At 65.3% G+C, this 25,281-nt stretch carries 29 protein-coding genes; 16 read left to right on the top strand and 13 right to left on the bottom strand.

The features are described 5' to 3' along the window. Window positions 1–156: 156 nt before the first annotated feature. Entirely contained in the window at window positions 157–543 is a 387-nt protein-coding gene (locus ACM0O9_RS14730; protein ID WP_065179393.1) for a hypothetical protein, read from the top strand. A gap of 124 nt (window positions 544–667) precedes the next feature. On the opposite strand, the gene ACM0O9_RS14725 is transcribed toward ACM0O9_RS14730, so the two are convergent. Further along, entirely contained in the window at window positions 668–2,167 is a 1,500-nt protein-coding gene (locus ACM0O9_RS14725) for a YifB family Mg chelatase-like AAA ATPase (protein WP_414603676.1), read from the bottom strand. Between the two features lie 406 nt (window positions 2,168–2,573). On the opposite strand from ACM0O9_RS14725, the gene ACM0O9_RS14720 reads away from it, so the two are divergent. Beyond that, window positions 2,574–3,608: an RHS repeat domain-containing protein gene (locus ACM0O9_RS14720; protein ID WP_414603677.1), complete on the top strand. Its 1,035-nt coding sequence runs from the start codon at window positions 2,574–2,576 to the stop codon at window positions 3,606–3,608. 178 nt (window positions 3,609–3,786) lie between these two features. Then, complete coding sequence (locus ACM0O9_RS14715) at window positions 3,787–4,305, top strand: hypothetical protein (RefSeq protein ID WP_231109117.1); 519 nt, start codon at window positions 3,787–3,789, stop codon at window positions 4,303–4,305. Window positions 4,306–4,381: 76 nt separating this feature from the next. Here the strand turns inward: ACM0O9_RS14715 and ACM0O9_RS14710 are convergent, their stop codons facing one another. Both ACM0O9_RS14710 and ACM0O9_RS14705 read right to left on the bottom strand, forming a co-directional pair. Beyond that, window positions 4,382–4,912 (bottom strand): cold-shock protein, encoded by a 531-nt coding sequence (locus ACM0O9_RS14710; RefSeq protein WP_171956182.1) that lies wholly within the window; start codon window positions 4,910–4,912, stop codon window positions 4,382–4,384. Window positions 4,913–4,957: 45 nt separating this feature from the next. After that, complete coding sequence (locus ACM0O9_RS14705) at window positions 4,958–5,314, bottom strand: hypothetical protein (protein ID WP_005419998.1); 357 nt, start codon at window positions 5,312–5,314, stop codon at window positions 4,958–4,960. Window positions 5,315–5,944: 630 nt separating this feature from the next. Between ACM0O9_RS14705 and ACM0O9_RS14700 the strand changes: the two genes are divergently transcribed. The 6 genes from ACM0O9_RS14700 (at window position 5,945) to ACM0O9_RS14675 (ending at window position 9,559) form a co-directional block, all read left to right on the top strand. Further along, complete coding sequence (locus tag ACM0O9_RS14700) at window positions 5,945–6,535, top strand: DUF998 domain-containing protein (protein ID WP_414603678.1); 591 nt, start codon at window positions 5,945–5,947, stop codon at window positions 6,533–6,535. Between the two features lie 260 nt (window positions 6,536–6,795). Next, window positions 6,796–7,125: a hypothetical protein gene (locus ACM0O9_RS14695; RefSeq protein ID WP_049454264.1), complete on the top strand. Its 330-nt coding sequence runs from the start codon at window positions 6,796–6,798 to the stop codon at window positions 7,123–7,125. Window positions 7,126–7,439: 314 nt separating this feature from the next. Continuing rightward, on the top strand, window positions 7,440–7,796 hold the full coding sequence (locus tag ACM0O9_RS14690) for a CPCC family cysteine-rich protein (protein WP_414603679.1): 357 nt from the start codon (window positions 7,440–7,442) through the stop codon (window positions 7,794–7,796). A 314-nt stretch (window positions 7,797–8,110) separates the two neighbouring features. Continuing rightward, window positions 8,111–8,599 (top strand): hypothetical protein, encoded by a 489-nt coding sequence (locus tag ACM0O9_RS14685; RefSeq protein ID WP_080104356.1) that lies wholly within the window; start codon window positions 8,111–8,113, stop codon window positions 8,597–8,599. Window positions 8,600–8,638: 39 nt separating this feature from the next. Next, on the top strand, window positions 8,639–9,004 hold the full coding sequence (locus tag ACM0O9_RS14680) for a hypothetical protein (RefSeq protein WP_049402756.1): 366 nt from the start codon (window positions 8,639–8,641) through the stop codon (window positions 9,002–9,004). A gap of 120 nt (window positions 9,005–9,124) precedes the next feature. Beyond that, on the top strand, window positions 9,125–9,559 hold the full coding sequence (locus tag ACM0O9_RS14675) for a DUF4279 domain-containing protein (protein ID WP_414603680.1): 435 nt from the start codon (window positions 9,125–9,127) through the stop codon (window positions 9,557–9,559). A gap of 4 nt (window positions 9,560–9,563) precedes the next feature. Here the strand turns inward: ACM0O9_RS14675 and arr are convergent, their stop codons facing one another. Both arr and ubiK read right to left on the bottom strand, forming a co-directional pair. Continuing rightward, the gene (gene arr, locus ACM0O9_RS14670; RefSeq protein ID WP_065178851.1) at window positions 9,564–9,998 is read right to left on the bottom strand and encodes an NAD(+)--rifampin ADP-ribosyltransferase; all 435 of its coding nucleotides are present in this window, start codon (window positions 9,996–9,998) and stop codon (window positions 9,564–9,566) included. Between the two features lie 123 nt (window positions 9,999–10,121). Continuing rightward, window positions 10,122–10,373, bottom strand: a complete 252-nt coding sequence (ubiK, locus tag ACM0O9_RS14665) for a ubiquinone biosynthesis accessory factor UbiK (protein ID WP_012512353.1) — start codon at window positions 10,371–10,373, stop codon at window positions 10,122–10,124. 155 nt (window positions 10,374–10,528) lie between these two features. On the opposite strand from ubiK, the gene ACM0O9_RS14660 reads away from it, so the two are divergent. Continuing rightward, window positions 10,529–10,867, top strand: coding sequence for a P-II family nitrogen regulator (locus ACM0O9_RS14660; protein ID WP_005411374.1), 339 nt, complete (start codon window positions 10,529–10,531; stop codon window positions 10,865–10,867). A gap of 90 nt (window positions 10,868–10,957) precedes the next feature. On the opposite strand, the gene ACM0O9_RS14655 is transcribed toward ACM0O9_RS14660, so the two are convergent. Next, window positions 10,958–11,617: an RIO1 family regulatory kinase/ATPase domain-containing protein gene (locus ACM0O9_RS14655; RefSeq protein ID WP_164093447.1), complete on the bottom strand. Its 660-nt coding sequence runs from the start codon at window positions 11,615–11,617 to the stop codon at window positions 10,958–10,960. Between the two features lie 436 nt (window positions 11,618–12,053). On the opposite strand from ACM0O9_RS14655, the gene ACM0O9_RS14650 reads away from it, so the two are divergent. Further along, window positions 12,054–12,959 carry an aspartyl/asparaginyl beta-hydroxylase domain-containing protein gene (locus ACM0O9_RS14650; protein ID WP_032954620.1) on the top strand — a complete coding sequence of 302 codons (906 nt, stop codon included), beginning with the start codon at window positions 12,054–12,056 and terminating at the stop codon, window positions 12,957–12,959. Window positions 12,960–13,077: 118 nt separating this feature from the next. Here ACM0O9_RS14650 and speE read toward each other — a convergent pair whose 3' ends face one another. After that, the gene (speE, locus tag ACM0O9_RS14645) at window positions 13,078–13,929 is read right to left on the bottom strand and encodes a polyamine aminopropyltransferase (RefSeq protein WP_005419974.1); all 852 of its coding nucleotides are present in this window, start codon (window positions 13,927–13,929) and stop codon (window positions 13,078–13,080) included. 191 nt (window positions 13,930–14,120) lie between these two features. Here speE and speA point away from each other — a divergent pair, with 191 nt between their 5' ends. Beyond that, a complete protein-coding gene (speA, locus tag ACM0O9_RS14640) occupies window positions 14,121–16,010 on the top strand; it encodes an arginine decarboxylase (protein WP_061480252.1) in 1,890 nt (629 codons plus the stop codon). A gap of 44 nt (window positions 16,011–16,054) precedes the next feature. Continuing rightward, window positions 16,055–16,375 (top strand): DUF6122 family protein, encoded by a 321-nt coding sequence (locus ACM0O9_RS14635; protein WP_414603681.1) that lies wholly within the window; start codon window positions 16,055–16,057, stop codon window positions 16,373–16,375. A gap of 132 nt (window positions 16,376–16,507) precedes the next feature. On the opposite strand, the gene ACM0O9_RS14630 is transcribed toward ACM0O9_RS14635, so the two are convergent. Genes ACM0O9_RS14630 through ACM0O9_RS14620 form a run of 3 tightly spaced genes read right to left on the bottom strand, consistent with a single transcriptional unit; the run spans window position 16,508 to window position 18,773 of the window. Further along, window positions 16,508–17,827 (bottom strand): sensor histidine kinase, encoded by a 1,320-nt coding sequence (locus ACM0O9_RS14630; RefSeq protein WP_414603682.1) that lies wholly within the window; start codon window positions 17,825–17,827, stop codon window positions 16,508–16,510. Beyond that, the gene (locus ACM0O9_RS14625) at window positions 17,824–18,483 is read right to left on the bottom strand and encodes a response regulator transcription factor (RefSeq protein WP_005419968.1); all 660 of its coding nucleotides are present in this window, start codon (window positions 18,481–18,483) and stop codon (window positions 17,824–17,826) included. Before ACM0O9_RS14625 ends, ACM0O9_RS14630 begins: the two co-directional genes overlap by 4 nt. Beyond that, window positions 18,483–18,773 carry a PepSY domain-containing protein gene (locus ACM0O9_RS14620; RefSeq protein ID WP_164283183.1) on the bottom strand — a complete coding sequence of 97 codons (291 nt, stop codon included), beginning with the start codon at window positions 18,771–18,773 and terminating at the stop codon, window positions 18,483–18,485. Before ACM0O9_RS14620 ends, ACM0O9_RS14625 begins: the two co-directional genes overlap by 1 nt. Window positions 18,774–18,917: 144 nt before the next feature. On the opposite strand from ACM0O9_RS14620, the gene ACM0O9_RS14615 reads away from it, so the two are divergent. Next, the gene (locus ACM0O9_RS14615) at window positions 18,918–19,352 is read left to right on the top strand and encodes a PepSY domain-containing protein (RefSeq protein ID WP_065178854.1); all 435 of its coding nucleotides are present in this window, start codon (window positions 18,918–18,920) and stop codon (window positions 19,350–19,352) included. A 204-nt stretch (window positions 19,353–19,556) separates the two neighbouring features. Here ACM0O9_RS14615 and ACM0O9_RS14610 read toward each other — a convergent pair whose 3' ends face one another. From ACM0O9_RS14610 to ACM0O9_RS14600, 3 genes are all read right to left on the bottom strand, one after another. After that, entirely contained in the window at window positions 19,557–20,036 is a 480-nt protein-coding gene (locus tag ACM0O9_RS14610; RefSeq protein ID WP_414603683.1) for a hypothetical protein, read from the bottom strand. Between the two features lie 126 nt (window positions 20,037–20,162). After that, entirely contained in the window at window positions 20,163–21,371 is a 1,209-nt protein-coding gene (locus ACM0O9_RS14605; RefSeq protein ID WP_414603684.1) for an NAD(P)/FAD-dependent oxidoreductase, read from the bottom strand. A gap of 12 nt (window positions 21,372–21,383) precedes the next feature. Further along, on the bottom strand, window positions 21,384–21,878 hold the full coding sequence (locus ACM0O9_RS14600; protein ID WP_414603685.1) for a lipocalin family protein: 495 nt from the start codon (window positions 21,876–21,878) through the stop codon (window positions 21,384–21,386). Between the two features lie 182 nt (window positions 21,879–22,060). On the opposite strand from ACM0O9_RS14600, the gene ACM0O9_RS14595 reads away from it, so the two are divergent. After that, window positions 22,061–22,309, top strand: coding sequence for a hypothetical protein (locus ACM0O9_RS14595; RefSeq protein ID WP_005419952.1), 249 nt, complete (start codon window positions 22,061–22,063; stop codon window positions 22,307–22,309). 89 nt (window positions 22,310–22,398) lie between these two features. Continuing rightward, window positions 22,399–24,819, top strand: coding sequence for a DUF3772 domain-containing protein (locus ACM0O9_RS14590; RefSeq protein ID WP_053497450.1), 2,421 nt, complete (start codon window positions 22,399–22,401; stop codon window positions 24,817–24,819). Window positions 24,820–25,281: the final 462 nt, after the last annotated feature.

The following is a 25,281-nucleotide window of genomic DNA, read 5'->3' as shown; positions in this document are numbered from 1 at the left end:
GCCCTTTGCTGCGCAAAGGGATCCGACCCCGCAGCCATCCCGTGATCGGGGGTCAGATCCCTTTGCACGGCAAAGGGCTCTGACCCCGAAGCCCGCCCTGAAGCCCGCCTTGCGCAATCAACAGGGATTTTCCGGCGGCGACGCAAGGTTCCCACAATGTTGCTGGGTCATCCTGTGCGCATGGCACAGCAGACCCCGCCAACCCGGTTGTTCGGCATCCGAGGCCCAGGACGGCCCCGGCAGGCGCCGTCCGTGGCACCTGTGATCGACCTGCAGGCCGAGTACCACTTCTGGCACGTCTACGAACGCGTGGTCCGCCCGCTACCCGGCGGTGGGCTGCCGCAGGCCTGGCTGGTGTGCCAGAAGGTATATCGCGACCGCTGGCAGCACCCGGAGGACAGCGACGCGGCGGGGCTGTCGCGGGTGCTGTTCGGCGACAACATGACGGCTGGCCGGGCGTCGGAGCTGGCGGAGCTGCACGCGCTGGTCAGCCGTCGGGTGGCGCTGCTGGCGAAGCGGGGACGGTTGCATTCGGCAGCCTGATGCCTGCCCTTGGTGGGGTCGACTGTTAGTCGACCGCTCTTCGCATCTACCTCTCAGAAGGCCGCGCTTCGCGCGAGAGTCGACCAACGGTCGACTCTACCAATAGCCAACCCGACCGTCATTTCTAAGGCTTTCCCCGATCCAACTGCCGGTAGCCGATCGCCTCAGCCAGGTGCGCGGTCTGGATACCCTCGCAACCCGCCAGATCGGCAATCGTGCGCGCCACGCGCAGAATCCGGTGCATCGCACGTGCGGAAAGCTGCAGACGCTCGATGGCCTGCTCCAGCATGTCCTGATCTGCCTCGCTGAGTCGGGTACAGGCTCGCAGCGCCGCTGGCGGCAGATGCGCATTGAGCCCGCCACGCGCCTGCTGCCGGGCATGGGCGGCTTCCACCCGTGCACGTACCGCAGCACTGGGCTCACCCAGTGGCGTGCTCTCCCGCAGCTCCACGGCATCCATGCGCGTCACACTGATATGCAGGTCGATGCGGTCCAGCAGCGGGCCAGAAACCCGCGCACGGTAGCGGTTGATGCGCTCATCACTGCACAGGCAGCGGCTACTGCGGTCGCCGGCCCAGCCACAGGGGCAGGGATTCATCGCCGCCACCAGCTGGAATCGCGCCGGATACTGCACGCTGCGTGCCGCGCGGGCGATGCGGATGTGGCCGGATTCCAGCGGCTCTCGCAGGGTTTCCAACGCACTGCGGTTCCACTCTGGTAGCTCATCCAGGAACAGCACGCCGTGATGGGCCAGCGAGATCTCGCCGGGGCAGGGCGGATTGCCCCCACCCACCAGCGCCGCCGCACTCGCGCTGTGGTGCGGCGCCCGGAACGGACGCTGTCGCCAGCGCCGCGGATCCAGCCCCTCACCGCTCACTGAGGCAATCGCGGCCAGCTGCAACGCCTCGGCTTCCTCGGTGTCCGGCAACAGGCTGGGCAGGCGTGAGGCCAACAGTGTCTTGCCGCAGCCAGGGCTACCGATCAGCAATAGATGGTGCCCACCGGCGGCCGCCACTTCCAACGCGCGCCGCGCATGCGCTTGCCCGCGCACGTCGGCCAGATCGGGCAGTGGCAACGGTGTCGTGTCCACGCGCTCCACGGACGGCAACAGGCGCGGATTGCCCAACCCGGCGCAGCACTCCAGCAGCGTGCGCGCCACACGTACATCGGCGTGCTCGGCCAACGCGGCCTCTGCGGCATTGCCCGGCGGCACCACCAGGATGCGCCCAGCGTCAGCCGCTGCAATCGCAGCGGGCAGCGCGCCCGCCACCGGCCGCAGCTCGCCGGTCAGGCCAAGCTCACCCAAGAACTCGTATTGCAGCAGCGACTGCGGATCGATCTGGCCACTGGCTGCCAGAATGCCCAACGCGATGGCCAGGTCGTAACGCCCGCCTTCCTTGGGCAGGTCAGCGGGCGCGAGGTTGAGCGTGATGCGCCGCTGCGGAAAGTCGAAGCGGGCGCAAAGAAGGGCCGCACGTACGCGCTCACGGGATTCACGCACGCTGGTCTCGGCCAGTCCGACAATCTGGGTGGCAGGCAGGCCGCCAGAGAGGTGCACTTCCACCCGCACCAGCGGGGCATCGACCCCGGCGCGGGCACGGCTGTGGACCAGCGCCAGGCTCATGTGTGGATTCCTGCAGAGGGACGCTCGATGGTGCTGCAGGTAATCTGCGTGGGACTATCGGGAATTGCTGGTGCAGATACTAGGGGGATTCCGGCCGATGGTTGGAGCGTGTCTTCTTCCTCTGCGGACACGGGTCTCTGCCATCAAGTGAAGGATCGACGCTAACGCTGTGCTACTCCAATGAGGGGCGTCGGTTTCACATGCCGCGCACTTCCTAGCGCCACGCCAATTTCACTTGGGGAATCCAGGTGCCCTACCTGCGGATGCTTCTGAAAGATCAGCGTGGCAACAACCAGCGCTTGATTCACGTCAACACGCACGGGTCTCAGTGTGGCTTCCCCAGCTATCAGGGGCTGTGATATGAAGACGGGATCTTGCTGTAGGCTCTTTCAATGGGATTGGAAGGATGGAAAAGTTCGAGGAGATCGATCACCGTGTTTTCCTCTTTCCTTGGGGCTTGGCGAAGCGCTTTCCTAAACGGGCCCCCATGGGGACCTGGCTCAGTTGCATACCACTGATGAGCTTGGCGTTGGCGCCATCGGCAAGCGCCGAGACGGTCACCTACATTCATACTGATGCGCTTGGTTCGGTGGTTGCCGAGACCGACGCCAATGGCAACGTGGTCAAGCGCTATGACTACGAACCCTATGGGGCCGTTGTTGGTGGGCAGGTTGCGGATGGACCTGGATATACGGGACACGTGAGCGACGCTGCCACTGGGCTGAGCTACATGCAGCAGCGCTACTATGATCCCCACTTGGGACTCTTCCTCTCGGTGGATCCGATCTCCACGCATTCAAGCCCGAAACACTTCAATCGCTACAGCTACGCTTACGGCAATCCCTACTCCTTCACCGATCCGGACGGAAGGGTCCCGGTAATGCCATTCATCTACGGTGTCGTCCTGGGCGGCCTCGCAGACATCGCGGTCCAGAAAGCCATGAATCCGGATAAGCCTATCGACAAAGTGGAGGCTGGCATTGCGGCTGCGGTTGGCTCTGTCTCCGGAGGCGCCGGTGGAGTAGCCGTTGCGGCAGTCGGATCTGGCACGATTTCGGTAGGGCGTGCAGTTGCTATACAGACCGTGGTCAATGCGGTGGCAGGCGGTGCCGGCTCCGCCGCAGAGAGCGCAATCAAAGGGCAGCCCATCACGGCGGAGGGCGTCGCTTCAAACGCGATTGGCAGTGCAGCGGGTGGATTGGCAGCCTCCGGGGTTGGCGTTGCCATGGGTGATTTCGTAGGGCCAGCTGCACGGGGATCACTCCAACGGCTGAGTCAATCCCGCGGCCCAGGTGGACCGAACATGGCAACTGCCACTGCGTCAACCGGAACTGCCATTCCCAGGCAATCGGCGCTCCAGGGTGCGGCGTCCCAAGCGGGCCAGGGCCTGGCGGGAGCAGGGGCGACTATCGTACAGAAGGACTTGGAGAAGAAGAAATGAGTCCCTTGTTGAAAGGCTTCATAGGCACTCAGCTTCTCGCTGCGGTCTTTGGCGTTTCGTACTTCGCAGTTCTCACGTACCGCAATTACCCGGACGCTATGCACACGGGATTGCGTATTTGGGGCTACTTCGCGGTGATCTTTCTATTCCTTCAACTGTTTCTTGCGCTGAAGCAGTGGTGGGAAAATTCGCGTCGAAGGCGATAGGCGTGCACCGTTCCGGGATTTCGTTTGCACCAAAGAACAAGTCGGCCAATGGGCGGCTTGTGCTCTTTGCGGGGAGGTTTACCGGCGTGCAAGTGAAAGCATGCCAATCTCCACATCGGCTGCTGGAAAAACTGTGTTCACTTGAAGTCCCTCGCGGCTTGCGAGTACTGATGGCCCTCTCGCTCGCCATGGGCCTGCCGGGGTGCCGGGATGAGGTGGAGAGTTCAACGTATCCCATTGGCCAGACGGGAGAGACGTGCACCGCCTACAAGGGCTTCGACCGCCAGCCTCCTGAAGTAGTTGTGGCCGAGCTTGCCAAGCGAGGGTTGGATAGTCGCCGATTGGTGCACAGGACAGTCTGCGGCTCGATCACCAGTTGGGACATTCTCCCCGCAGGGGCGTCGATCGATCGGATACCTCCGCCAGACGCATATGTAAACGTCCACCTGCTGGATGACGGCTCGGTTTCCATCAGTACAGACCGCCCCTGACGTTGGCGCCGTCCTTGATGATCGAGCATCGGGCGGCCCCTTGCGGTGCAGGCGCAGCGCAACTGTGAGCGTCAGCCTACGAAGGCACTTCAGCGCTGAAGTCGTTGGTGGGATCGGGCTGGCGGATGCCGGGCGCCCCAAGCAGACACCGTTGCTCATCCAGCACCAGCCCATTGAAGCGCCCAAACCGTGCCTCAACCCACGAAGGCCCCGCACTTTCCACCAACAACCTTCCCCGGCTCTGGTGCAGATCCAGCCACCGCTCGAAGCTGATGCGCAGACGTTCGATGTCCGGCGCCCGCCAGCGTGCATCGGCGGGCATGCGGATCAGCACGCGCGAGGGCGCGTTCTTCACCTCCATCACCAGCACGCCCTTGCATCGGATCTCGAAGGATGTCGCCCCGGCATGGCGCGTGTGCAGTTCAAAGCCCTCGAGTGCCTTCGCGGTCACGAAGCCGAGTGCATCACTGTGCAGCAGGCGGTAATCGGCCGGCTGCAGCTTCTGGTAGGCCCACACCTGATCGCCCGCGGGCTCGGGCCACTCCACCCACATCGCGCCGATCACCGCGATGCACGCCGCTGCAGCGGCAAGGCCGTGCTTCTTCATTCGTCACCCCGCACACAGGCAGAAAGGTCAGCGCCATAAGCGCGCTCAGTCCTTGGGGCGCATCCGCTCGTGGATGAAGGCGGTCAGCGCCAGATCGGCCATCACCAGTCCCTCCATCACCCGGTCGCCGACGTACTGCTCCGGCTCGCCGTTCTGGCGCGTGCGCTCGGCCGCCAGCAGGATCTCCTGCACGATGCGTTGGCCGGTGAGTGCGCAGTCGGCGTCGGACAACTGCATCTGCCGGCTGCGTAGATGGTGCCGCTCGGGCCAGGGCTGACCGTCGGCCGCAGCGCCCGCACCGATGGCGTGCAGGATGGCGATGAGGCTGTTGGGGGCCAGCGCGGGTGCGGGTGACGGCGCTTCCTGGATCGGGCGCGGGGGCGGGGAGTGCGGTGTGGTCATGGCGGGCTTCGTGCAAGCAGGCGGACGCCGCCACCGATAGAGGTGGCGGGCAGAGCGTGGCTCGAAAACCGGTTGCTAGACAAAGCCGGCGGGCACGAGGCCCCCACGCCCCGCCCGCCATAGCCGGCAGACGGATTGCCAGCCGGCACCACGCGCGGTGGTGCCGGCTGGCAAGCGCAAACTTACGTCTAGCAATCCGGGCTTTCGAGTCCCGACCACCGATGCACGGTGGCGCAGTAACGATTACCTGCTGTTGTTCGGAATGCCAACGGGTAGGGGTCAATTCCGCCAAAACCCGAGACGTTTTTGGCATTGTCGCATAGCGAGGAAAGCGGCGAGAGCCTTGGCGTGCTTGGCGCAGCGGCACTTCTGCGACGGAGTCGTCAGAACCTTCCGCCAGAGACGCAGGGAGCGGCAAATGCGACAGCATTGGTCCGACGGTCGCTGATGGATGCCACGTATTTCGCCTCTATGCGTGAGTGACTTTCTGCCTATTGACCCCGCGGGGCGCCACGCAGAATCTGACTACCGCTGTAGTCACTCAGAACTGTTCTGCCCGCAGCAGGAAGGTTCTGTGGCGTTTGAACGGACTCCACCCACTGGCGCAGGCCGCTACAAGGATCACTGTACGTGTTACGCCGCAATCGACTTCTTCTGTCTGCGGGTCTGGTCCCGCTCCCGTGGTTCCTGTTCTGGATCAGCGTTGCCGCCGTGTTTGCGCCGGGCTACAACCCGCTTGCACAACACGCCAGCGAGCTGCTGCAGGCGCCAACGCTTGCAAGCATCTGCGCCAGGATCGCCGCCATCGGCTCCGGTGTGGGCTTCGTGGCGTTCTCCATCGGGGTATGGGGGGAGTCCGGCCGCCGCATTGCCGTGGGCGCGATCTGCTGGATGATCTTTGGCATCTCCATGCTGACCAACGGCCTCTGGCCCATGGGCCATCCGATGCATGGCTTCTACACCATCGGTATCGCAAACATCATTGCACCGGCGATGTCGCACATCGAGTTGAGCGCGTGGTCTGCCAACCGAAGGGCGTATGCCGTGACCGCTGTGGTGAGCATCGGGGGCATCGTCTATCTCTGGTTGAACGTGGTGGGGGCGGACCCGGAGGGGTTCAGGGGGCTGACCCAGCGCGTGTTTTCATCGATCAACTCGCTGTGGCCATTCCTGGTGGCGCTGTATCTGCTGCGCAGGGGTTCAAGCGCTCAAGCGCGTTGAAGGGGCAGCCGGCGCTTTGATGGGGGCGCGCGACCGGAACATAGAGGATCGATCAAGGGCTTCTCGATTCTCAGGCCCCAGCTCCAGGTGATCTTTTCGGGATTCATGCCAGGGGGCTCACTGTTCAAACCGTGGGCGCTCTTCAACCATCTGTTCCTTGATGCAGGCACCTCGGGTGGCAAGAGGGGAAAGGTCGTGCGCGCCTTCTGCTATAAGTAGCGCAACCGCGCCCAGAGGGCCTTTTGGAAGATTGTGGACTCATGGAGTTGTACTGGCGCTTGTTCACTAATTGCACATCGCAGCAGGCGACTCTCAAGGTCGCGGCGCGGATGTTTGAGCAAGCAGGTCTTGAAGTCAGCAATCTCCACGCCGAGCCCTATCACAAGGGCGGCTTCATGGTGAGTGCCTGCTCCCATCATGCCGCGCAATCGTGGCCTGAATTTGTGGTTCTTGCCCTGGCTTCGGCTCAGTGCACCGGCCGCGGATGGCTCTTGAGTGGCTCAATTGCAGAAGAGCTGGATGCTTGGTCCAGCCATTCCTTGGTTTCCGGTGTTTCGTCTATCCATATCCAGGCGGAAAGGCGGGAGTGACGAATCGCTGGGGTAGACCAAAGCCAATAGCCTGCAATCATCTTGCAGCAGCTTGGCAAGGGCCGAGCATGAAAACCGCGCGTCGCGCATCTAGCCGGCCTGATGCAGCTCAAACTATCGCGCCGGAGTTCCGCGATAAGGAAGGCTCTTGCGATTGATGTCCGCCCTTGGTTGAAAGGAAACGTGCCTGCGCCAGACAACGCGATCAGGAATGCTAGAGGCCGCTCTCGATCCGAAGCGGACGTTCGTCCCCTTCAGCCCTGCGCGACACCTGCCGGTCCAGTGATTCGTCTACCTGAGGTTCTTGGTTCTCAATGATCGATCTGCCTTGTCCATCATGTGGCTTCCTGACCCTGGAAGGCTTCTACGGGTCCTATGCCATATGTCCGATCTGCAACTGGGAGGATGACGGGGTACAACTTGCCAACCCCACATCCAACGGCGGAGCCAACGGCGAGTCTCTGGCGCAAGCGCAGCAGAATGCTCTCTCCAGTTTCCCCCTTGGCGTCCAGGTCGCAGGCGGCTTTCGCCGCGGATCTGGCTGGCGCCCTTTGTCCCGCGCAGAAATTGGGCACTACGAAGCTTTAAGGGGCGGCAAACACTGGCACAGCAAGGGGGTCTCGCACGAGAGGGAGGCCTACTGGTCGAGCTTGGGCGCTCTATCGATCTGAAGCCACTTTGCGGCTCAACTCATGACGTTCACGAATTTCTCCCCCTGGCCGAGAGCGGACATTGGCTCGCGCAGGGCACTTCCTGTGGATCACTGACCAGCCAGCGACCCGTAGCGGACATGGCCCAGGTGTCCTGAACGTGGAATTGGCGAGGCGTCTGATTCTATGCCTGGGTCCGGCCATGCGCTGGCTTGATGGCCGACCCCCAGCCGCACTAGGATCGCGCTGTATAAGGGGAAAGTACGCCACATGTTGCTTTGTGGGTAGGTCGTATGACCGGATCCAAGGGTCCATACATCAGGGAGTCAGGTGCCATGGGAAACATGACAGCGCTCCTACTCGTGCTTGCGCTTGCCAGTCCAGCTGCAGTTGCGGCGGATCGCCCTTCGGCACAGGCCGTGCTCAATCGCATTGCCAACGAAGGGGGGCGCAAGGTGCTTTGGGACCTGTGGCAGCACGAGCGGGAGTTTGGGCAGGTCACCTCTGGCATCGAGTCAGGTGATCCAGCATGGCTTGAGGTTGCGGCTGCGCTAAAGCCGTTTTCAGATGCGGGCGCTTCGCTATCCATCAATTACGCGGTAGCCCATGCATTGCCCAAAGCGCCTGAGCGGGTCTTGGCATTGATCGCACGGGGATTCAAGGTCGAAGATATCTGCACATCGCCTTTCATAGAGCCAGATCCGGGCGTCGCGGAGGCGTATGAACGACGTACGCTTGCGGCACTTTCACGGATGAAGGGCGCAGCGCTTGGGTCCGTTGCGGCAGAATGCGCGGCGCAGGTCCGGCTTCCGGATGGGGCTTGATGATTTGCACGGCTGGGCTTTTGGGGGACGATGCGGGGAATGAGGATATTTCGCCGGCAATTGTTCTACGTTCAAGTGCACCAGGATCACTTCATCGCCCGCTTGGTCGGTGGTGACAGAACCATTCGCCGCCAGTGCCACGCCCTTGGCAATCGCGCGGGGCCGGTCAGGGACTTCTCCACCATCCGGCCTAAGCTGAAGGAACTCTTCTCGGAACTCACGTTCGGGTTCTCACTCCTCAAGCCGTGGGCGCTCCTGCACTTTGATCCGGTCGAGTATCCGATCACGAAGGAAGAGCTCGCGGCGTTCCAGAGGGTTGCCATGCGCAGTGGGGTCAGCTTTTGCTTTCTCTCCACGTGGGAGCAGCGGCATGAAGACAAGGACCTGTTGGATATGTTCAAGTAGGGTCCGGCCAGCTCTCCGTTTGAGCGCATGCCGATTCCCGCGCTTCGGCCTATTCTGAAGCTGCTGTCATCCGGTTCCGGCCGTAATCTGACATCAACGATGCCTACGCACTGGATTCCAATGGCCGTATTCGATCATTCCCTGGTAACCCTCAGATTCTTCGGGGACGACCTCCTGCCCGAAGAAGTCAGTGCCTTGCTCGGATCCACTCCAACCGCATCGCATCACAAGGGGCAGGAACTCAGAGGCAACCCACCAGGCACCGTGCGTATCGCCAGGACTGGAAGCTGGCAACTTGATGCGGAGCGTCGTGAGCCTGAAGATCTGGAAGCGCAGATCTTCGAGATCCTCGATCAGCTCACCGGCGATCTCGCCGTATGGCAGTCATTGGCACGGTTCCGGCCTGACCTGTTCTGCGGTCTTTTCATGTGCAGCAGCAATGACGGTGTCTCGCTTTCGCCCCGCGTGCTGCTCGCTTTGGGAGAGCGCGGCATTGAGCTCGGGCTGGACATCTATAAAGCCGATGAAGAAGTGCGCAACGCCCAACGCCAGTAGGTCATCAATTGATGATCTCCCCACTCCCCGAAGCAACAAACGCCTTCAACTGCCGAACGAACTCCGCGTCGTAGAGCTCCCACTCCACAATCTCCCCCACAACCCGCAACGGCTGCGCACTCCGATACGACCGCGTCGGGTTCCCGGGAAACTTCTTGTTGGTCACATTCGGATCGTCTTCAAACGGTCCAGTCGGCTCTACCACATACACGCGCGGTCGCCCTTCGCCCCGGGCCATCTCCGCAGCCAGCCCGGCGCCCTTGGCAATGGTGGTGAAGTAGATGTGGTTCATCACCACGCTGTCGCGATAGTTGGAGCGGAAGCCCGCACTCAGCAACTCGCCCACCGCCAGATCAGCGCGAGTGCCGTGATAGAACGGCCCGGCGACCTGGTCGCAGGTGTCATGCGAAACGGGTGTCCATTCGGTGTCCTGCGCCATCGGCACTGCCCTGCGTGTCCTGCCGGATCGACAGGCCGGCGAGTCTAGGGCGTCCGGTGGGCCTTGCCGCAAGGCCCCATCCGGGAAATACTCTGTAGTGGGAGGCGCGGTGCGCCTCCTTTTTCATTCTGCGGTGCCGCGCCCTTCCAGTTCGCGCACGGCCGTTTCCAGCGCGTCCAGCTTCTCGCGGGTCTTCAGCAGCACGGCGCGCTGCACTTCGAACTCCTCGCGGGTGACCAGGTCGAGCTTGGCCAGGCCGGCCTGCAGCGCGCTCTTGAAGGTGGCCTGCAGTTCCTCGCGCGATTCGCGCAGGCCCGGCGGCACCAGGTCGCTGAGGCGACGGGCGAGGTCATCGATTTGATTCAGGTCGATCATGGGGTGCTCCGTGGGGGTGGGCCCGTGCATCCGGCGCGGGCAGGCCATTCGGGCACAAGGATACTGCTGGCACCCACTGCCCGGACAGGCCGCAGCGGCTTCGCACGGGCAGCGTTCAGGCGCTATCCTCCACGCCGGAAGACAGGAGATAGACGATGAAGATGGTCATGGCGGTGATCAAGCCGTTCAAGCTCGACGACGTGCGCGAAGCGCTGGCCGAGCGTGGGGTTACCGGGATCACGGTGACGGAAGTCAAGGGCTTTGGTCGCCAGAAGGGCCATACCGAGCTGTACCGCGGCGCGGAGTATGTGGTCGATTTCCTGCCGAAGGTGAAGCTGGAAGTGGCGGTGACCGATGACCAGGTGGAGGCCGTGGTTGAGGCCATCGTGAAGGCCGCCGGCACCGGCAAGATCGGTGACGGCAAGGTGTTCGTGTACGACCTGGGCAGCGTGGTGCGTATTCGTACCGGTGAACTGGACGCGGACGCGTTGTAAGCCGTTTGGCGGGATGTTGTAGAGCCGAGCCGATGCTCGGCTCTACAGAAGAGCGGTCGAGCAAGCTCGACCCCTACCAAAGCAAAGCATTTACCGGCGCTTCGCCCACTTGTAGAACCGCTTCCAGCCCTGGCGCACGGCGGCGACCCAGCCCGGGTCGGCCACCAGCGCGGCCTGCGCGGCACTCGGGGCCTGGCCGGTCACGCGCTGGCGGATCTTCAGCAGGTTCTTCATGTCGCTGCGGCGCATCTGCCGGCTCAGTGGATTGCGGCGCAGCCAGCGCGGGGCGCGCCAGGCGGAGGTGAAGTCCAGCAGCACCGGCACGCCGCCGCTGACCACCACGTTGGTGCCATGCAGGTCGTTGTGGGTGATGCCGGCGGCGTGCAGGCGGGTGAGCGCGTGCTGCAGCTGCTCGAACACTTCATTGCCCACGGCCTGCGCGGTGCTCAGGGTCTGGCCCGGGATGAACTCCATGCCCAGTGCCAGGCCACCGAGGGTGCCGAGCAGCGCGGGGGCATGCTTCCAGCCGCCGAGGCGCTGCAGCATGCGGGCTTCCCGACGCACCATCAGTCGCGCGATCAGCGAAACGGGAGTGCCGCGGTAGCGGGAGTAGTCCTTGATGACCGCCTCGCGCCCGTCCAGGCAGGTGCGGTAGACGTCGGGGGCCAGGAAACGTTCGCCGCGCTTGAGCAGCAGCGGGGAGGCGGCGTCATCGCCGCAGGAGGAGGGGGGCAGGGCAGGAAGATACATGTCGGGGTCTCGGACGACCCGGTGGGTGGCGCAATGCGTCAAGCGAACCGGTGTTACAGGGAGTTACTAAGTTTTCGTTAATTTTAGTACTCGTCAGTTCGCTATTCCACGGTTTGTCGGAGAAATGTCGGGGTCGTGGCTGGAACAGTTCGTCGCGCAGAATCGGACAATTCTGTCTCACTTATTCCGGTTGGCCTTTAGTATCAACCGCTTGCGCGCTCCGCCCTGCGCCTCGTTCACAACCGGCTGAACGCGGCGCACGGGCAACTTGACCCCGGCGCACGCCCTGCCGACCATAAGCTGTTAACCCGCGACATCGGCGGCCGCCCCCCTCCGGCACGTCCCCGTCCCCTGCCGCGTTCCCCACCGGTGCTGGCCGCCTGGCCGTGCATCGCCCCGTTTCCCGTTCCGGCCGCGGCTGGAGGAAAGTGCTTTGATCATCAAAATCGTCATTGCAGCGCTGTTCGTAGCCTGCGTGCTGTACATCCACTTCCGTGGCAAGGTCCGCGCGCGCTGGTCGCGCCAGCTGCTGGACCACTCCAGTTTCATGGCCCCGATCAACGTGGTCATGTACATGTTCTCGAAGGTGCCGACCACGCCGTTCCTGGACCCGGGCAAGGAGTTCCCGCAGCTGGAGCCGCTGCGCCAGAACTGGCAGATGATCCGCGACGAGGCGCTGGCGCTGCGCGACGCGCAGAAGATCGCCGCCTCCAGCACGTTCAACGATGCCGGCTTCAATTCGTTCTTCCGTCGTGGCTGGAAGCGCTTCTACCTGAAGTGGTACGGCCCGTCGCACCCGTCGGCGAAGACGCTGTGCCCGAAGACCACGGCGCTGATCGAGTCGATCCCGGATGTGCGTGCGGCGATGTTCGCGCAGCTGCCGCCGGGCAGTGAGCTGCGCCCGCACCGCGACCCGTTCGCCGGCTCGCTGCGCCTGCACCTGGGCCTGAGCACGCCCAACGACGATGCCTGCTACATCGAAGTGGACGGCATCAAGAAGAGCTGGCGCGACGGCGAGTGGATGATGTTCGACGAGACCTACATCCACCATGCACACAACGAGACGCAGCAGGACCGCGTGATCCTGTTCTGCGACATCGCCCGCCCGCTGCGCTTCGGCTTGCCGGGGCTGTTCAACCGCGCGGTGGCGGCCACGCTGCTGGCCGGCGGCGCCTCGCCGAACCTGCCGGGTGACCCGACCGGTGGCGTCAACAAGGCATTCGGCAGCGTCTACAAGGTGCGCCTGAAGGCCAAGGCACTGCGCGAGCGCAGCGTGGTGGCCTACCAGCTGATCAAGTGGGGCCTGGTGGTGGCGGTGATCGCCGGTATCTGGGCGCTTTGATCGTTACATGAGGTTGCCGGCCAGCGGCCGGCACTACCGGAACATGAAAAAACCCGCGCTGTCGCCAGCGCGGGTTTTTCTTTTGCCTTGGTGGGTGCCGACCGTTGGTCGGCACGCCTTACTTCAATGCAGCCTGCACGAACGGCGGGGTCACCAGCACGCCGGTGTGCAGCGCGGCGGTGTAGTACAGGGTGTTGAAGGTCTTGGCGGCCGAGTCGGCCTGGCGGAAGTCGAAGCTGCTGTCGCCCTTGCGCGCCATGGTCACGCTCCACCAGCCGGTGGGGTAGCACGGCTGCGGGAACGGCAGGGTCTTGAACGAACCGAAGCCGGCCTTGCCCATCTCGGTGCGCATTTCGTTGATCAGCTCCAGCTGCATCAGCGGCGACTCGGACTGCTGCACCAGGATGCCGTCGTCCTTCAGGGCCTTGAAGCAGCTCTCGTAGAAGGCCTTGTTGAACAGGCCTTCACCCGGGCCGACCGGGTCGGTCGAGTCGACGATCACCACGTCCACGCTGCCCGCCGGGCAGTTGGCCATGTAGGCCACGCCGTCGTCGAACAGCAGCTCGGCGCGGGCGTCGTCGTTGGAGTCGCACAGTTCCGGGAAGTGCTTGCGCGCCATCACGGTGACCTGCTCGTCGATATCGCACTGGGTCACGCTCTCAACGCTGGTGTGCTTGAGCACTTCGCGCAGGGTGCCGCAGTCGCCGCCACCGATGATCACCACGCGCTTGGGCGCGGCGTGGGTGAACAGCACCGGGTGGCTGATCATCTCGTGGTAGAAGAAGTTGTCCTTGCTGGTCAGCATGATGGCCCCGTCGATGGTCATCAGGTTGCCCCAGTCGGTGGTCTGGAAGATCTCGATCTTCTGGAACGGCGACTGCACCTCGTCCAGCTTGCCGGTGATGCGGTAGCCGATGGCCGAGCCGGTGCGCTCGAAGTGTTCGATGTACCAGTTGTTGCTGTCAGTCATTGGAAAACGGTCCTGTTCGGAGGGGTGGAGCCGGGCTGGCGGGCGGGGCCGCGTGGCACAGATGCCACATCCGGACGGATCGGCCCGTTCAGGTTGGAACCTGTCACGGGCGCGGGCGCGCATGATAACGAACCTGTGGGCACATAGGCGTTATCATGCCCCCCCTTTTATTGCCAACAAGGCCGACTGAAATGACCGATTGGTCCCTCGACCAAGCCCGCAAGACCTACTCGATCCCGCATTGGGCGGACGGTTACTTCGACGTGGATCAGGCCGGGCACATGGTGGTGAGACCGACCGGGGCGGACGGCCCGGTGGTGTCGCTGCCCAAGGTGGTCGATGCGGCGCGCGCGGCGGGCGCCAAGCTGCCGCTGCTGGTGCGCTTCCCGGACATCCTCGGCCAGCGCCTGGGCAAGCTGCAGGCGGCCTTCGCCCAGGCCCAGCAGGACTGGGAGTACAGCGGCGGCTACACCGCCGTGTACCCGATCAAGGTCAACCAGACCCGCGGCGTGGCCGGCACCCTGGCCAGCCACCACGGCGAGGGCTTCGGCCTGGAAGCGGGCAGCAAGCCCGAGCTGATGGCCGTACTGGCGCTGTCGCGCCCGGGCGGGCTGATCGTCTGCAACGGCTACAAGGACCGCGAGTACATCCGCCTGGCCCTGATCGGCCGCAAGCTGGGCCTGCAGACCTTCATCGTCATCGAGAAGCCGTCCGAGCTGAAGCTGGTGCTGGAAGAGTCCAAGGCGCTGGACGTGAAGCCGGGCCTGGGCGTGCGCATGCGCCTGGCCTCGCTGGGCGCCGGCAAGTGGCAGAACAGCGGTGGCGACAAGGCCAAGTTCGGCCTGTCGCCGCGCCAGCTGCTGGACCTGTGGAAGTCGCTGCGTGACACCGAGTACGCCGACTGCCTGAACCTGCTGCACTTCCACATGGGCTCGCAGATCTCCAACGTGCGCGACATCGCCAACGGCATGCGCGAAGCCACCCGCTACTTCGTGGAGCTGTCGCGCCTGGGCGCGAAGATCACCCACGTCGATGTGGGCGGTGGCCTGGGCGTGGACTATGAAGGCACCCGTTCGCGCAGCTTCTGCTCGATCAACTACGGCCTGCATTCCTACGCCAGCAACATCGTGCAGCCGCTGGCCAATGCCTGCGAAGAGTTCGGCCTGACCCCACCGCGCATCGTCACCGAGTGCGGCCGCGCGATGACCGCGCACCACGCGGTGCTGATCGCCAATGTGTCGGAAGTGGAAGAAGCGCAGGAAGGCCGCGTGCCGGACCAGCACGACGACGAGCCGGCGGCGATTCGCCACCTGCGCGAGATCCATGACGAGCTGGACGTGCGCCCCGCGGTGGAACTGTTCCAGGAAGCCCAGCATTTCCATGCCGAAGGCCTGGCCAGCTACGCGCTGGGCCAGATCGACCTGCCGCAGCGTGCGCGCATCGACGATCTGTTCTACGCCATCGCCCACGGCGTGCGTGCGCGCCTGAGCTATGACGAGAAGAGCCATCGCCCGGTGCTGGACGAACTGAACGAGCGCCTGGTCGACAAGTACTTCGTCAACTTCAGCGTGTTCGAATCGATCCCGGACGTGTGGGCGATCGACCAGGTGTTTCCGATCGTGCCGATCGAGCGCCTGGACGAGACCCCGGACCGCCGCGGCATCATCGCTGACATGACCTGCGACTCGGATGGCATGGTGGAAACCTATGTCGAGAACGAGAGCCTGGACAGCTCGCTGCCGCTGCACAAGATGAAGCCGGGCGAGAGCTACCGCATCGGCTTCTTCATGGTCGGCGCGTACCAGGAAATTCTGGGTGACATCCATAACCTGTTCGGCGATACCGACGCGGTGGAAGTGCTGGCCGATGCCGATGGCTATGCCATTACCCAGCAGCGCCGCGGCGACACCACCGACGTGATGCTGGATTACGTGGGTTACCGCCTGGACGAACTGCGGGCGACCTATGCGCAGCGCGTGGCTGCAGCGCAGCTGTCGCCAGAACGCGCGCAGGAACTGTCGGACGCGCTGGAAGCCGGCCTGACCGGTTATACCTACCTCTCCGACGAGCCGTTGGTCTGAGGTAAACGGGAATGCCGGGCACAGGCCCGGCGCTACCGGCCCCGATGAGCGCGCGCACGATCTTCCACCTGTTCCTGCATGCCGCCGTGCCAGCGTTGCTGGCATGGTTGTTCTGGCGCAAGCGCTTCGCCTCGGCGTGGTTGTTGATGCTGCTGGGCTGGATCATCGACCTGGACCATCTGCTGGCCGACCCGATCTATGCACCGAACCGCTGCAGCATTGGTTTCCATCCGCTGCACACCGCACCGGCCATTGCGGTCTATGCCGGGCTGTGCGTGCCGAAGAAAACGCGGTTGTTCGGCATCGGTCTGATCATCCACATCGTGCTGGACGCAATTGATTGCTGGTGGATGCATCACCGTTGATGCTTGATGCACGGCGACCGGTCGGATTGGCGCTTGGTAGAGCCGGCCGCTGGCCGGCTTCCGCTGGGCGTTCCCTGTGACCACGTGGTTGCCGGCCAGCGGTCGGCACTACCCACCGTCAGGTTGGTCGCTTCACGCCACCGGCAACCACACCGTCGCGCGCAGGCCCGGCTGCACATTCTCCAGCGCCAGGCGCCCGCCATAGCTGGCGGCGATATCGCCCACGATCGCCAACCCCAATCCACTGCTGCCCACGCGCTCATCCAGCCGCACGCCACGCTGGGTGACCCGTTCCAGCGCGTCTGCGGCCAGGCCGGGGCCATCGTCGCGCACTTCGATGCGTAGCTGCCCTTCGCTGGTTTCCGCTTCGACAGTGACCTGCTGTTGCGCCCAGCGCCCGGCATTGTCCAGCAGGTTGCCCAGCATCTCCTCCAGATCCGCACTGGCACCGGCGAACTGCAGCGTCGGATCGATGCCCGCCGCCGTGAACGCGATGCCACGTTCGCCATGCACGCGTGCCATCAGCCGGCACATCGCCTGTGCGACGGCCGCCACGTCGGTGCGCTGGCGATGGTCGGCGGCCAGTCCTGCAGCCAGGTAACGGTCGACACTGGCCTGCATGCGCGCACTCTGCTCGCGCACGGTGGCCCGCCAGTGCGCGCCATCGCCGTCAGCTTCGGTGGCCAGCACGCTCAGCGGGGTTTTCAGCGCATGCGCCAGATCCTGTGCACTGGTGCGCGCACGCGCGACCATGCGTTGCTGGTGGTCCAGCAGTGCATTGAGTTCTTCCCCCAGCGGTGCGACCTCCGCGCCCAGTTCCTGCGTGTCGATGCGCAGCACATCACCGCGGCGTACCCGTTCCAGCTGCGCACCGAGGCGATGCAGTGGGCGCAGGCCGAAGTGCACCTGGCTGGCCAGCACCGCCAGCCACGCCGCAACCAGTACGCCCAGGGCGATGGCGGTGCGGTTGCGGAACGCGGCAACATCCGCATCCAGTGTGCTGCGATCGGTGGCGACCACGGCTACGAACGGTTCGCTGGCGCGTGGCAGGCGCACCTGCTGCACGCGTGCGCGCAGGGATTGCTGCAGCGGCCCGGCCAGGTTGCGGGTGGCCGGCCCGGCAACCGGCGCCGGCAGGGTTTCATCCCACAGCGAGCGCGACTGCAGCAACACGCGGCCATCGGCCCCAGTGATCTGCCAGTAGGCACCGGAGAACACGCGCTGGAAGCGTGCGTCATTGGGTTCCTGGCGCAGGCGCAGCTGTCCGTCCGCATCCATTTCGGCCTGCGCCAGCAGGGTCAGCATGTCCTGCTGCAGTTCGTGGTCGAGGCGGTCACGCGCACTGCGCTTGAACAGCTCGCCCAGCAGCGCGCTGGCCAGCAGCGAGACCAGCAGCAGGCCGACGCCGCCGGCCAGCAGCAGGCGCCGTCGCAGCGATGGTTGCCGGCTCACGGCGCGGCCAGCCGCCAGCCCTGGCCGCGCACGGTCTGGATCAGGTCGATGCCGAGCTTGCGGCGCACGCGACCGAGCAGCACGTCCAGTGCGTTGGAGTCCGGGTCGTGGCCACCGTCGAACACCTGCTCGCCCAGCCGGTCGCGGCCGATCACCTGGCCGCTGTGATGGATGAAGTAGCTGAGCAGGCGGAACTCCTGCGGACTGAGCGGCAGCGCCTGCCCATCCAGTTCAAAGCGGCCGGCATTGACGTCCAGCTGCAGCGGGCCGCAGTGCAGGCGCGGGCTGGCGTGGCCATGGCTGCGGCGGATCAGGGCGCGCAGCCGCAGCACCAGTTCGTCGGCCTGGAACGGTTTGGTCAGGTAGTCGTCGGCACCGGCATCGAAGCCAGCCAGCTTGTCGTGCCAGCGCCCGCGCGCGGTCAGCACCAGCACCGGAAAGCTGCGGCCATTGCCGCGCCAGCGCTCGATCACGCTCAGTCCATCCAGTCCGGGCAGGCCGAGGTCGACGATGGCGGCCTGCAGGTCCTCGATCTGGCCGATCTCCTCGGCCTGGCGACCGTCGGCGACCACCGCCACCACATAGCCGGCCTGTTCCAGCAGGGGCACCAGGCGCTGTGCCAGTGCGGCATCGTCTTCGGCCAACAGGATGCGCATCAGTCGTCGAGCTCCATCTTCAGCAGCTTTCCGCTGCGCGCATCATAGTCCAGCTCCACCACCACGCCGTCGCCGCGCAGGATCTCCACTTCGTAGACGCCGTCGTCCAGCTCCACTTCCAGCAGTTGGCCCGGGTAGCGCTTGAGCGCATCGCGCACCACGCTCTCCAGCGGCACGTAGCGGCCCTGCTGCACGGCGCGACGCGCGACCTGCTGCGCCGGGTCCTGCAGGGGCGCGGCGGCGGTCGGGGCGTTGGCCAGGGCCAGCAGCAGGGGCAGGGTGGCGAGCATGCGGGTAAGGAAAGAGAGAGGGGTACAGGCGCGAGTGTGGCGGGGATGACTAACAGCCGGCTAACAGCCACGGCTAAGGCGCTGTTAACCGGGCCATGCATCGTGGCGTTGCCGGGATGGTCCGGCCACGAACAGGAGAACCCCATGTTGAAGTCGCTCACCCTCGCCACTGTTGCCCTGCTTGCCGTCGCGCCGGCCGTACAGGCCGCGCCGCTGGGCATGGCCCAGGTTGAACAGACCCTGCGCAAGGCCGGCTACACCCAGATCCACGAGATCGAACGCGATGATGGCCTGTGGGAGGCTGACGTGAGCCGCGCCGATGGCCGCTTCAGCGAGGTCTACGTGGACCCGAAGACCGGCGAGATCTTCGACGAGCACAGCGGCCGCGCGCTGCTGACTACCGAGCAGGTGCTGGCACGGGCGCAGTCGCATGGCCTGCGCGAGATCCATTCGCTGGAACGCGATGGTGCGACCTGGTCGCTGGAAGCCCGCAATGCCCGCAACCAGAAGGTAGAGGTGCGCCTGAGCGGCTATGACGGCCGCATCCTGCACAGCGAGCGCGATGGCTGGCTGGATTGATTCGCGTGCCGGTAGGTGCCGGCCGCTGGCCGGCTCACGGGGAGAAAGCGTGTCGACCAAGGTCGACACCTACCGGGCATAGGTACCGGTAGATGCCGGCCGCTGGCCGGCACACGGGGAGAAAGCGTGCCGACCAAGGTCGACATCTACCAAGCGTACGCAGCGATAGCGGCCACCTGGGTCGGCCCGGGCCCGGCGCGGAGCTTACCAGCCGTACGGCGGTGGGTAATCCCAGCCCGGGCCCCGGCCGTAGTAGCCGCCATACGGGCCGAAGAAGCCCGGTCCCTTGCCTTCGCTCACGTGGATGTTGACGTTGACCCCGTGGGTCTTGCCCTCATCGGTGGTGTAGTTCTTGCTCAGGTTCAGCGTGGCCGCGTTGTAGTGGCTGTTGCCACCGTTCTTGGAATAGCCGATGCCGGTGGTGAAGCTGCCCGACACCTTGACCTTGTCGTCGGTGACGTCGGCGATCCTGGCGTCGTCGTGCACGCGCGGGCCGCTCTTGTCACCGTAATAGGTGCCGGGCGGGTCCTGCTGCAGGGCCGGGTCGTTGAGATAGCGCATCGGCGCCTGCGGCAGCGTCAGGTCCAGGCCGGCAGCCTGCGGCGCGGTGGCGCCGGCGGCGGACTGGGCCAGCACGGTTCCCGGCAGGGCCAGGCACAGCAGCAGGGTCAGGGGGCGGATCATGACGGCGCTCCAGCGGACAGGTGGCCGCGCAACACGCGGCGGTACAGGCCGACGCTAGCAGGGGTTGCTTGAATGATGCCTGTCGGCGCCCGCTTGCGGTAGAGCCAGGCCATGCCTGGCTGCACGCTACAACCGTTCGAACCCGAACAGCCCTTCCAGCGCATGCCTGCGCCGCTCGATCCGGGCGCGCAGCAGTTGGGCGCCGATCATTGAATAAGTGATGCCGTTGCCGCCGTAGGCCATGGCGAAATGGACCCGCGGCCCCCACTGCGCGTGCGGGCCGAAGAAGGGCAGGCCGTCGGCGGTTTCGGCGAAGGTGCCGGCCCAGGAAAAGGCGGGCACCGGGTCCAGCCGCGGGAACCAATGCAGCAGCTGATCCATCAGCTTTTCGGCCTTACGCTGCACGCGCCGGTCGCGCCGCGCCGGGATATCGATGGCGTCGTCCAGCCCACCCACCAGCAGGCGGCGGTCGCCGGTGGCGCGCAGGTACAGGTACGGGCGTGCGCTCTCCCACACCATCGTGCGCTGCAGCCGGCCCAGCGTGTCCGCATCGATCGGGTCGGTGATGAAGGCGTAGCTGCTGCGGTTGCGCGCGACCCGCTGTTCAAGCCAACGCTGGTTGGCGTAGCCCATGGCCAGGACCACGTGGCGGGCACGGACCGTGGCGCCGGCCTCGGTCATCGCGGTTACGCCCTGCGCGCCAGGCTTGAGCGTGTGCAGCACGGTGCGGTCGTGCACATGGCCGCCGCGACGGCGCACTCGTTTGAGCAGGCCGTAGGTGAGGCAGTAGGGATCGACCCGCGCCGCCTGGCGGGTCAACAGGGCGCCGCCGGCATCCACGTCGAAGCGTTCGCGCAGGGCTTCGCGGTCCAGCCAACGCGCGTCCAGTCCAATATCACGGCGTGCAGCTCCTTCGGCCATCAGGCGCGGCACGTCGCGCCGCCGGCTGGCCAGGTACAGGCTGTCCATCGGCCGGAAGTCCACCTCCTTCAGCCCGCGTGCCACTTCGGCCAGTGCCGGGATCGCGTCGGCACAGGCAAGGTAGGCCAGGGCGGCGGCATCCTTGCCATAGCGCTCGGCCAGTTCCAGCAGATGGGTATCGATCTCGTACTGCAACAGCGCGGTGCTGGCCGCCGTGCTGCCCCAGCCGATGTCGCGCTGCTCGATCACCGCCACCTCGTGGCCGTGGGCGGACAGTTCGTCGGCGATCAGCGCACCGGTGATGCCGCCACCGACCACCAGCACGTCGCAGCGCAGATCCTGCTCCAGCGGGGGAAAGGCCTGCAGCAGTCCGTTGCGCACTGCCCACCAGGGGTAGCCACTTTTCAGGTCCATGCGTGGTCGTGCTCAGGCGGTGGGGTGGCCGGTATGCGGGGTCTGGATCAGTTCGGACAGATCGAAGCCCTGCAGGCGGGCCGCGGCCAGATAATGGTCCTGCACGGTCGCGTCCAGGCGTGGCTCGCGCGCCAGCAGCCACAGGTACTTGCGATCCGGGCTGCCGACCAGCGAGACGCTGTAGTCCGGGGCGACCTGGATCACCCAATAGTCGCCCTTGGCGAACGGCAGCCAGCGCAGGCCCTTGGGCAGGAAACTGACCTCCAGGCGCGCGCTGTCGTTGTCGACGGCGCAGGCCTCGCCGGTGGCCTCTTCGATCTCGCCGTCCATGCGGCAGCGGTTGGTGACGCCGACATTGCCGTTGTCGAGCAGGGTGTAGTGCGCCGACACATCGGTGCAGCCTTGCGGCTCGTGGCGCATCGGTAGGCGCGCGATCTCGTACCAGGTGCCCAGGTAGCGCGGCAGCTTGAGGTCGGCGACGGTCTTCAGCGGCGGGTGCTCGGTCATCGGTCATCGTGGCAGGGGCGGGCCTCCACGATGCCGATGGGCTCGCCATGGGCGGGTGAAGCCGGGGCGATGGCCGTGTCCAGAACGATCCGTCGCCGCTGCGACGTGCCTGTTGTCACCGGCATGGCGGTATCCTGCCGCCAGCGCCGTGTTTTCCTGATCCAACCGAGGTGGAGGTGCCGATGTACCAGGTGATCCTGTTGAAGAGTGAATCCGCGTTCGCGCGCGAACAGTGGCCGCAGGTCGACGACCTGGTCGACTACGAGGGCGTCAGCTACAGCCTGCGAGCCGGCCCGCGCCAGCCACTGCCGACCGACCACGAGTGGCACCCGGTGGCGGTATATGCGCCCGATGAGATCACCGAGGAAGAGTTCCAGGACTGGTACGCGCTGCAGCAGCCGACCGTGGAAGAGCTGCGCCTGAAGTACTGATACTGCTGCGCGTCCCCCATCCGTCCTTTACCGCCTCTGCCGTATAGTCGCGCGCAGGCGCGGTGGTCCGCGCGAACCGGTGTGGCTGCGTGTCTTCTTTCCTGCGATCGATCCGTGCACGAGGGCCCTGGTGGGCCCTGCTGCTGTGCACTGCCTTCCTGCTGTCCGCGCCGGTGCTGGCGCAGGAGGAGGACCCCACGCCCAAGCAACAGCTGGCGGACATCGATTCGCGGTTGAAGGATGTCGAGCGCAAACGTGGCGATGCGGAAGCCACCGAGACGCTGGCGATGCTGTCCGAGAATGCCTCGCAGGCACGGCGTGACGCCGAGGCACTGGAAAAGGCACTGCAGCCCCAGCTGGATCGCATCAACGAGCAGCTGGCGCAGCTGGGGACGCCTGCCGAGGGCACCACGGAGCCGCCGGAGCTGGCAGCGCAGCGACGGGCCATAACCAGGCAGCGCGACGGCCTGGCCGCGTCGGTAGCGCAGGCCAAGGCCAGTGCCGTGCGTGCACAGCAGCTGGCGGCGGACATCGAGCAGCAGCGCACCGCACAACGTACGGAGGAACTGGGCCAGAAGGTCGCCTCGCCGCTGTCGCCTGCGTTGTGGAGCAAGGTGGCCGAGCGCCTGCCGATCGATATCGCGCGCGTTGCGCCGTTGGCCGAGCAGGGGCGTGACGCGCTGGTGGCCGGCATCCGCACCCATGGCTGGGGCACGCCGTTGCTGGGCCTGCTGGCCGCGCTGGTGATGATGTTCCCGCTGCGGTTGTGGCTGCGCAGGCTGGGGCGGCAGTTCGCCGCGTCCGAGCGCGCGCCTGATGGACGACTGCGCCGGTCTGGCCTGGCAATGTGGCTGCTGCTGGTGGGCACGCTGCTGCCCGGTTATGCCGTGGTGGTACTGATGGCGGCGCTGGATGCGATCGATGCCATCGCGCCGCGCTTGCAGGTCGTGGCCGACGGCCTGGAGACCGCCACCTTCCGTGCGGCGTTCATTGCCGCGCTCAGCGCCTGCCTGCTGGTGCCCAAGCGCCCGTCATGGCGGCTGTTGAACCTGGACGACACCGCCGCGCTGAAGCTGCGCAAATATGCCTGGGGCGCGGCGGCGCTGGCCTGGCTGAGCACGGTGCTGGTGGCCCTCGACCAGGCTACGCGCACCAGCGACGTCACCACGGTGGCGTTGGACGGCCTGATTGCCCTGACTTACCTCGGCCTGATCATGGCCATGCTGGTGACCCTGGCGCGCCTGCATCGCCGGCAGACCGCCGAGGCCGAGGCCAAGCTGGAAGCACAGGCCGATGGCGTGGGGGCAACCACGCCCGTGCGCCGCAGCAGCTGGCTGGTGCTGGCCCGGGTAGCGGGCAATATCGCGGTGGTGGCGGCCATCGTTGCCACGTTGCTGGGCTACCTAAATTTCGCCAAGTTCGTGAACCAGCAGCTGATCGGCGGCAGCATCGTCGTGCTGGCCGCAACCCTGCTGTTCAAGTTCGTCGATGACCTGAGCACCTGGATGCTCAACGCCGACAGCAAGGTCGGCCAGACCATCCTGCTCAGCACCGGCCTGAGCGTATCGCGGCTGGAACAGGCGGGCGTGCTGCTGTCGGCGGCGTTGCGCACCATCGTCGTACTGATCGCGCTGCTGGCGCTGGTGGCACCGTTCGGCAACATCGGCGCGGTGGTGGAGCGCTTCTCCTCGCTGTTCACGTCTGGATTCGACATTGGCGGAACCAAGCTGGAGCCGGTGCGCATCGTGCTGGCGGTGCTGGTGCTGCTGGCTGGCCTGGCCGTTACCCAGCTGGTACAGCGCTGGCTGACCGACACCTACCTGCCCAAGACCGAGCTGGATCTGGGCGCGCGCAATTCGGTGAGTACCGTTGCCCGCTATGTGGGCATCATCATCGCGGTGATCTGGGCGCTGTCGGCGATGGGCCTGCAGCTGAGCAAGCTGGCATTGCTGGTCAGCGCGCTGTCGGTGGGTATCGGTTTCGGCCTGCAGGTGATCACCCAGAACTTTGTTTCCGGCCTGATCCTGCTGGCCGAGCGGCCGGTGAAGATCGGCGACTGGGTGAAGCTGGGCGACCAGGAGGGCGACATCCGCCGCATCAGCCTGCGATCGACCGAGATCCAGGTGGGCGACAAGTCGACGTTGATCGTGCCCAACTCCGAGCTGGTCACCAAGACCGTGCGCAACATGACGATGGGCAACAACCAGGGCCGCATCCAGATCCAGTTCGCGGTGCCGCCCAGCACGGATGTCGGCAATCTGCGGCAGGCGCTGCTGGATGCGTACACCGCGCACACCAACGTGCTGAAACAGCCGGCACCGACGGTCTACATCGACAGCATTGCCGGTGGCCAGATCACCATCAACAGCTTCGCTTACGTGGCCAGCCCGCGGCAGGTGTACGCCACCCGCAGCGACCTGTACTTCAGCCTGTTGCAGATCCTGGCCGAGCGGAACATTCCGCTGTCGACCCCGACCGACATCCACATCATCCGCGATCCGCAGGAGTAGGGGTTTCTTTGCAGGGCTGCGCCCTGCACCCGCTACAAGCCGGAGCTACGGCAACGGCAACGACAAAAGCTGGTTTCCTGTGGGATGGCGGGGTGGGTCCGGTTGCGGGGGCCGCTGCAGGTACCCCTCCGGGGCCCGGCCCAGCCGCTGGCGGCTGCGCGTTCGGGCGGTTGCGAAGCAGTGCTTCGCAAGCGAAGCGCCCTCACCCATGTAAGCTCGGTCGCCGCATCCATGCGGCTCACGCCCCCGCAACCGGACCCACCCCGCCTTCGACAGTTTTCCGCGATCTTTTGGAATTGCTTTTGGGGTCAGATCCGTTTTCCTCCGGAAAACGGATCTGACCCCAGATTGATTTCGATATCTCACAAAAGTGTCGACCAAGGTCTGCACCTACCGACAGCCGCAGGACTCTGTCAGAGGTGGGGCGGTGTCGGAGTGCGGGGTGTCAGCCGCATGGATGCG

The sequence above is a fragment of the Stenotrophomonas sp. FR012 genome, assembly GCF_047520565.2.
Lineage (GTDB): Bacteria > Pseudomonadota > Gammaproteobacteria > Xanthomonadales > Xanthomonadaceae > Stenotrophomonas > Stenotrophomonas sepilia.
This window is presented reverse-complemented; position numbering and strand designations above follow the sequence as displayed.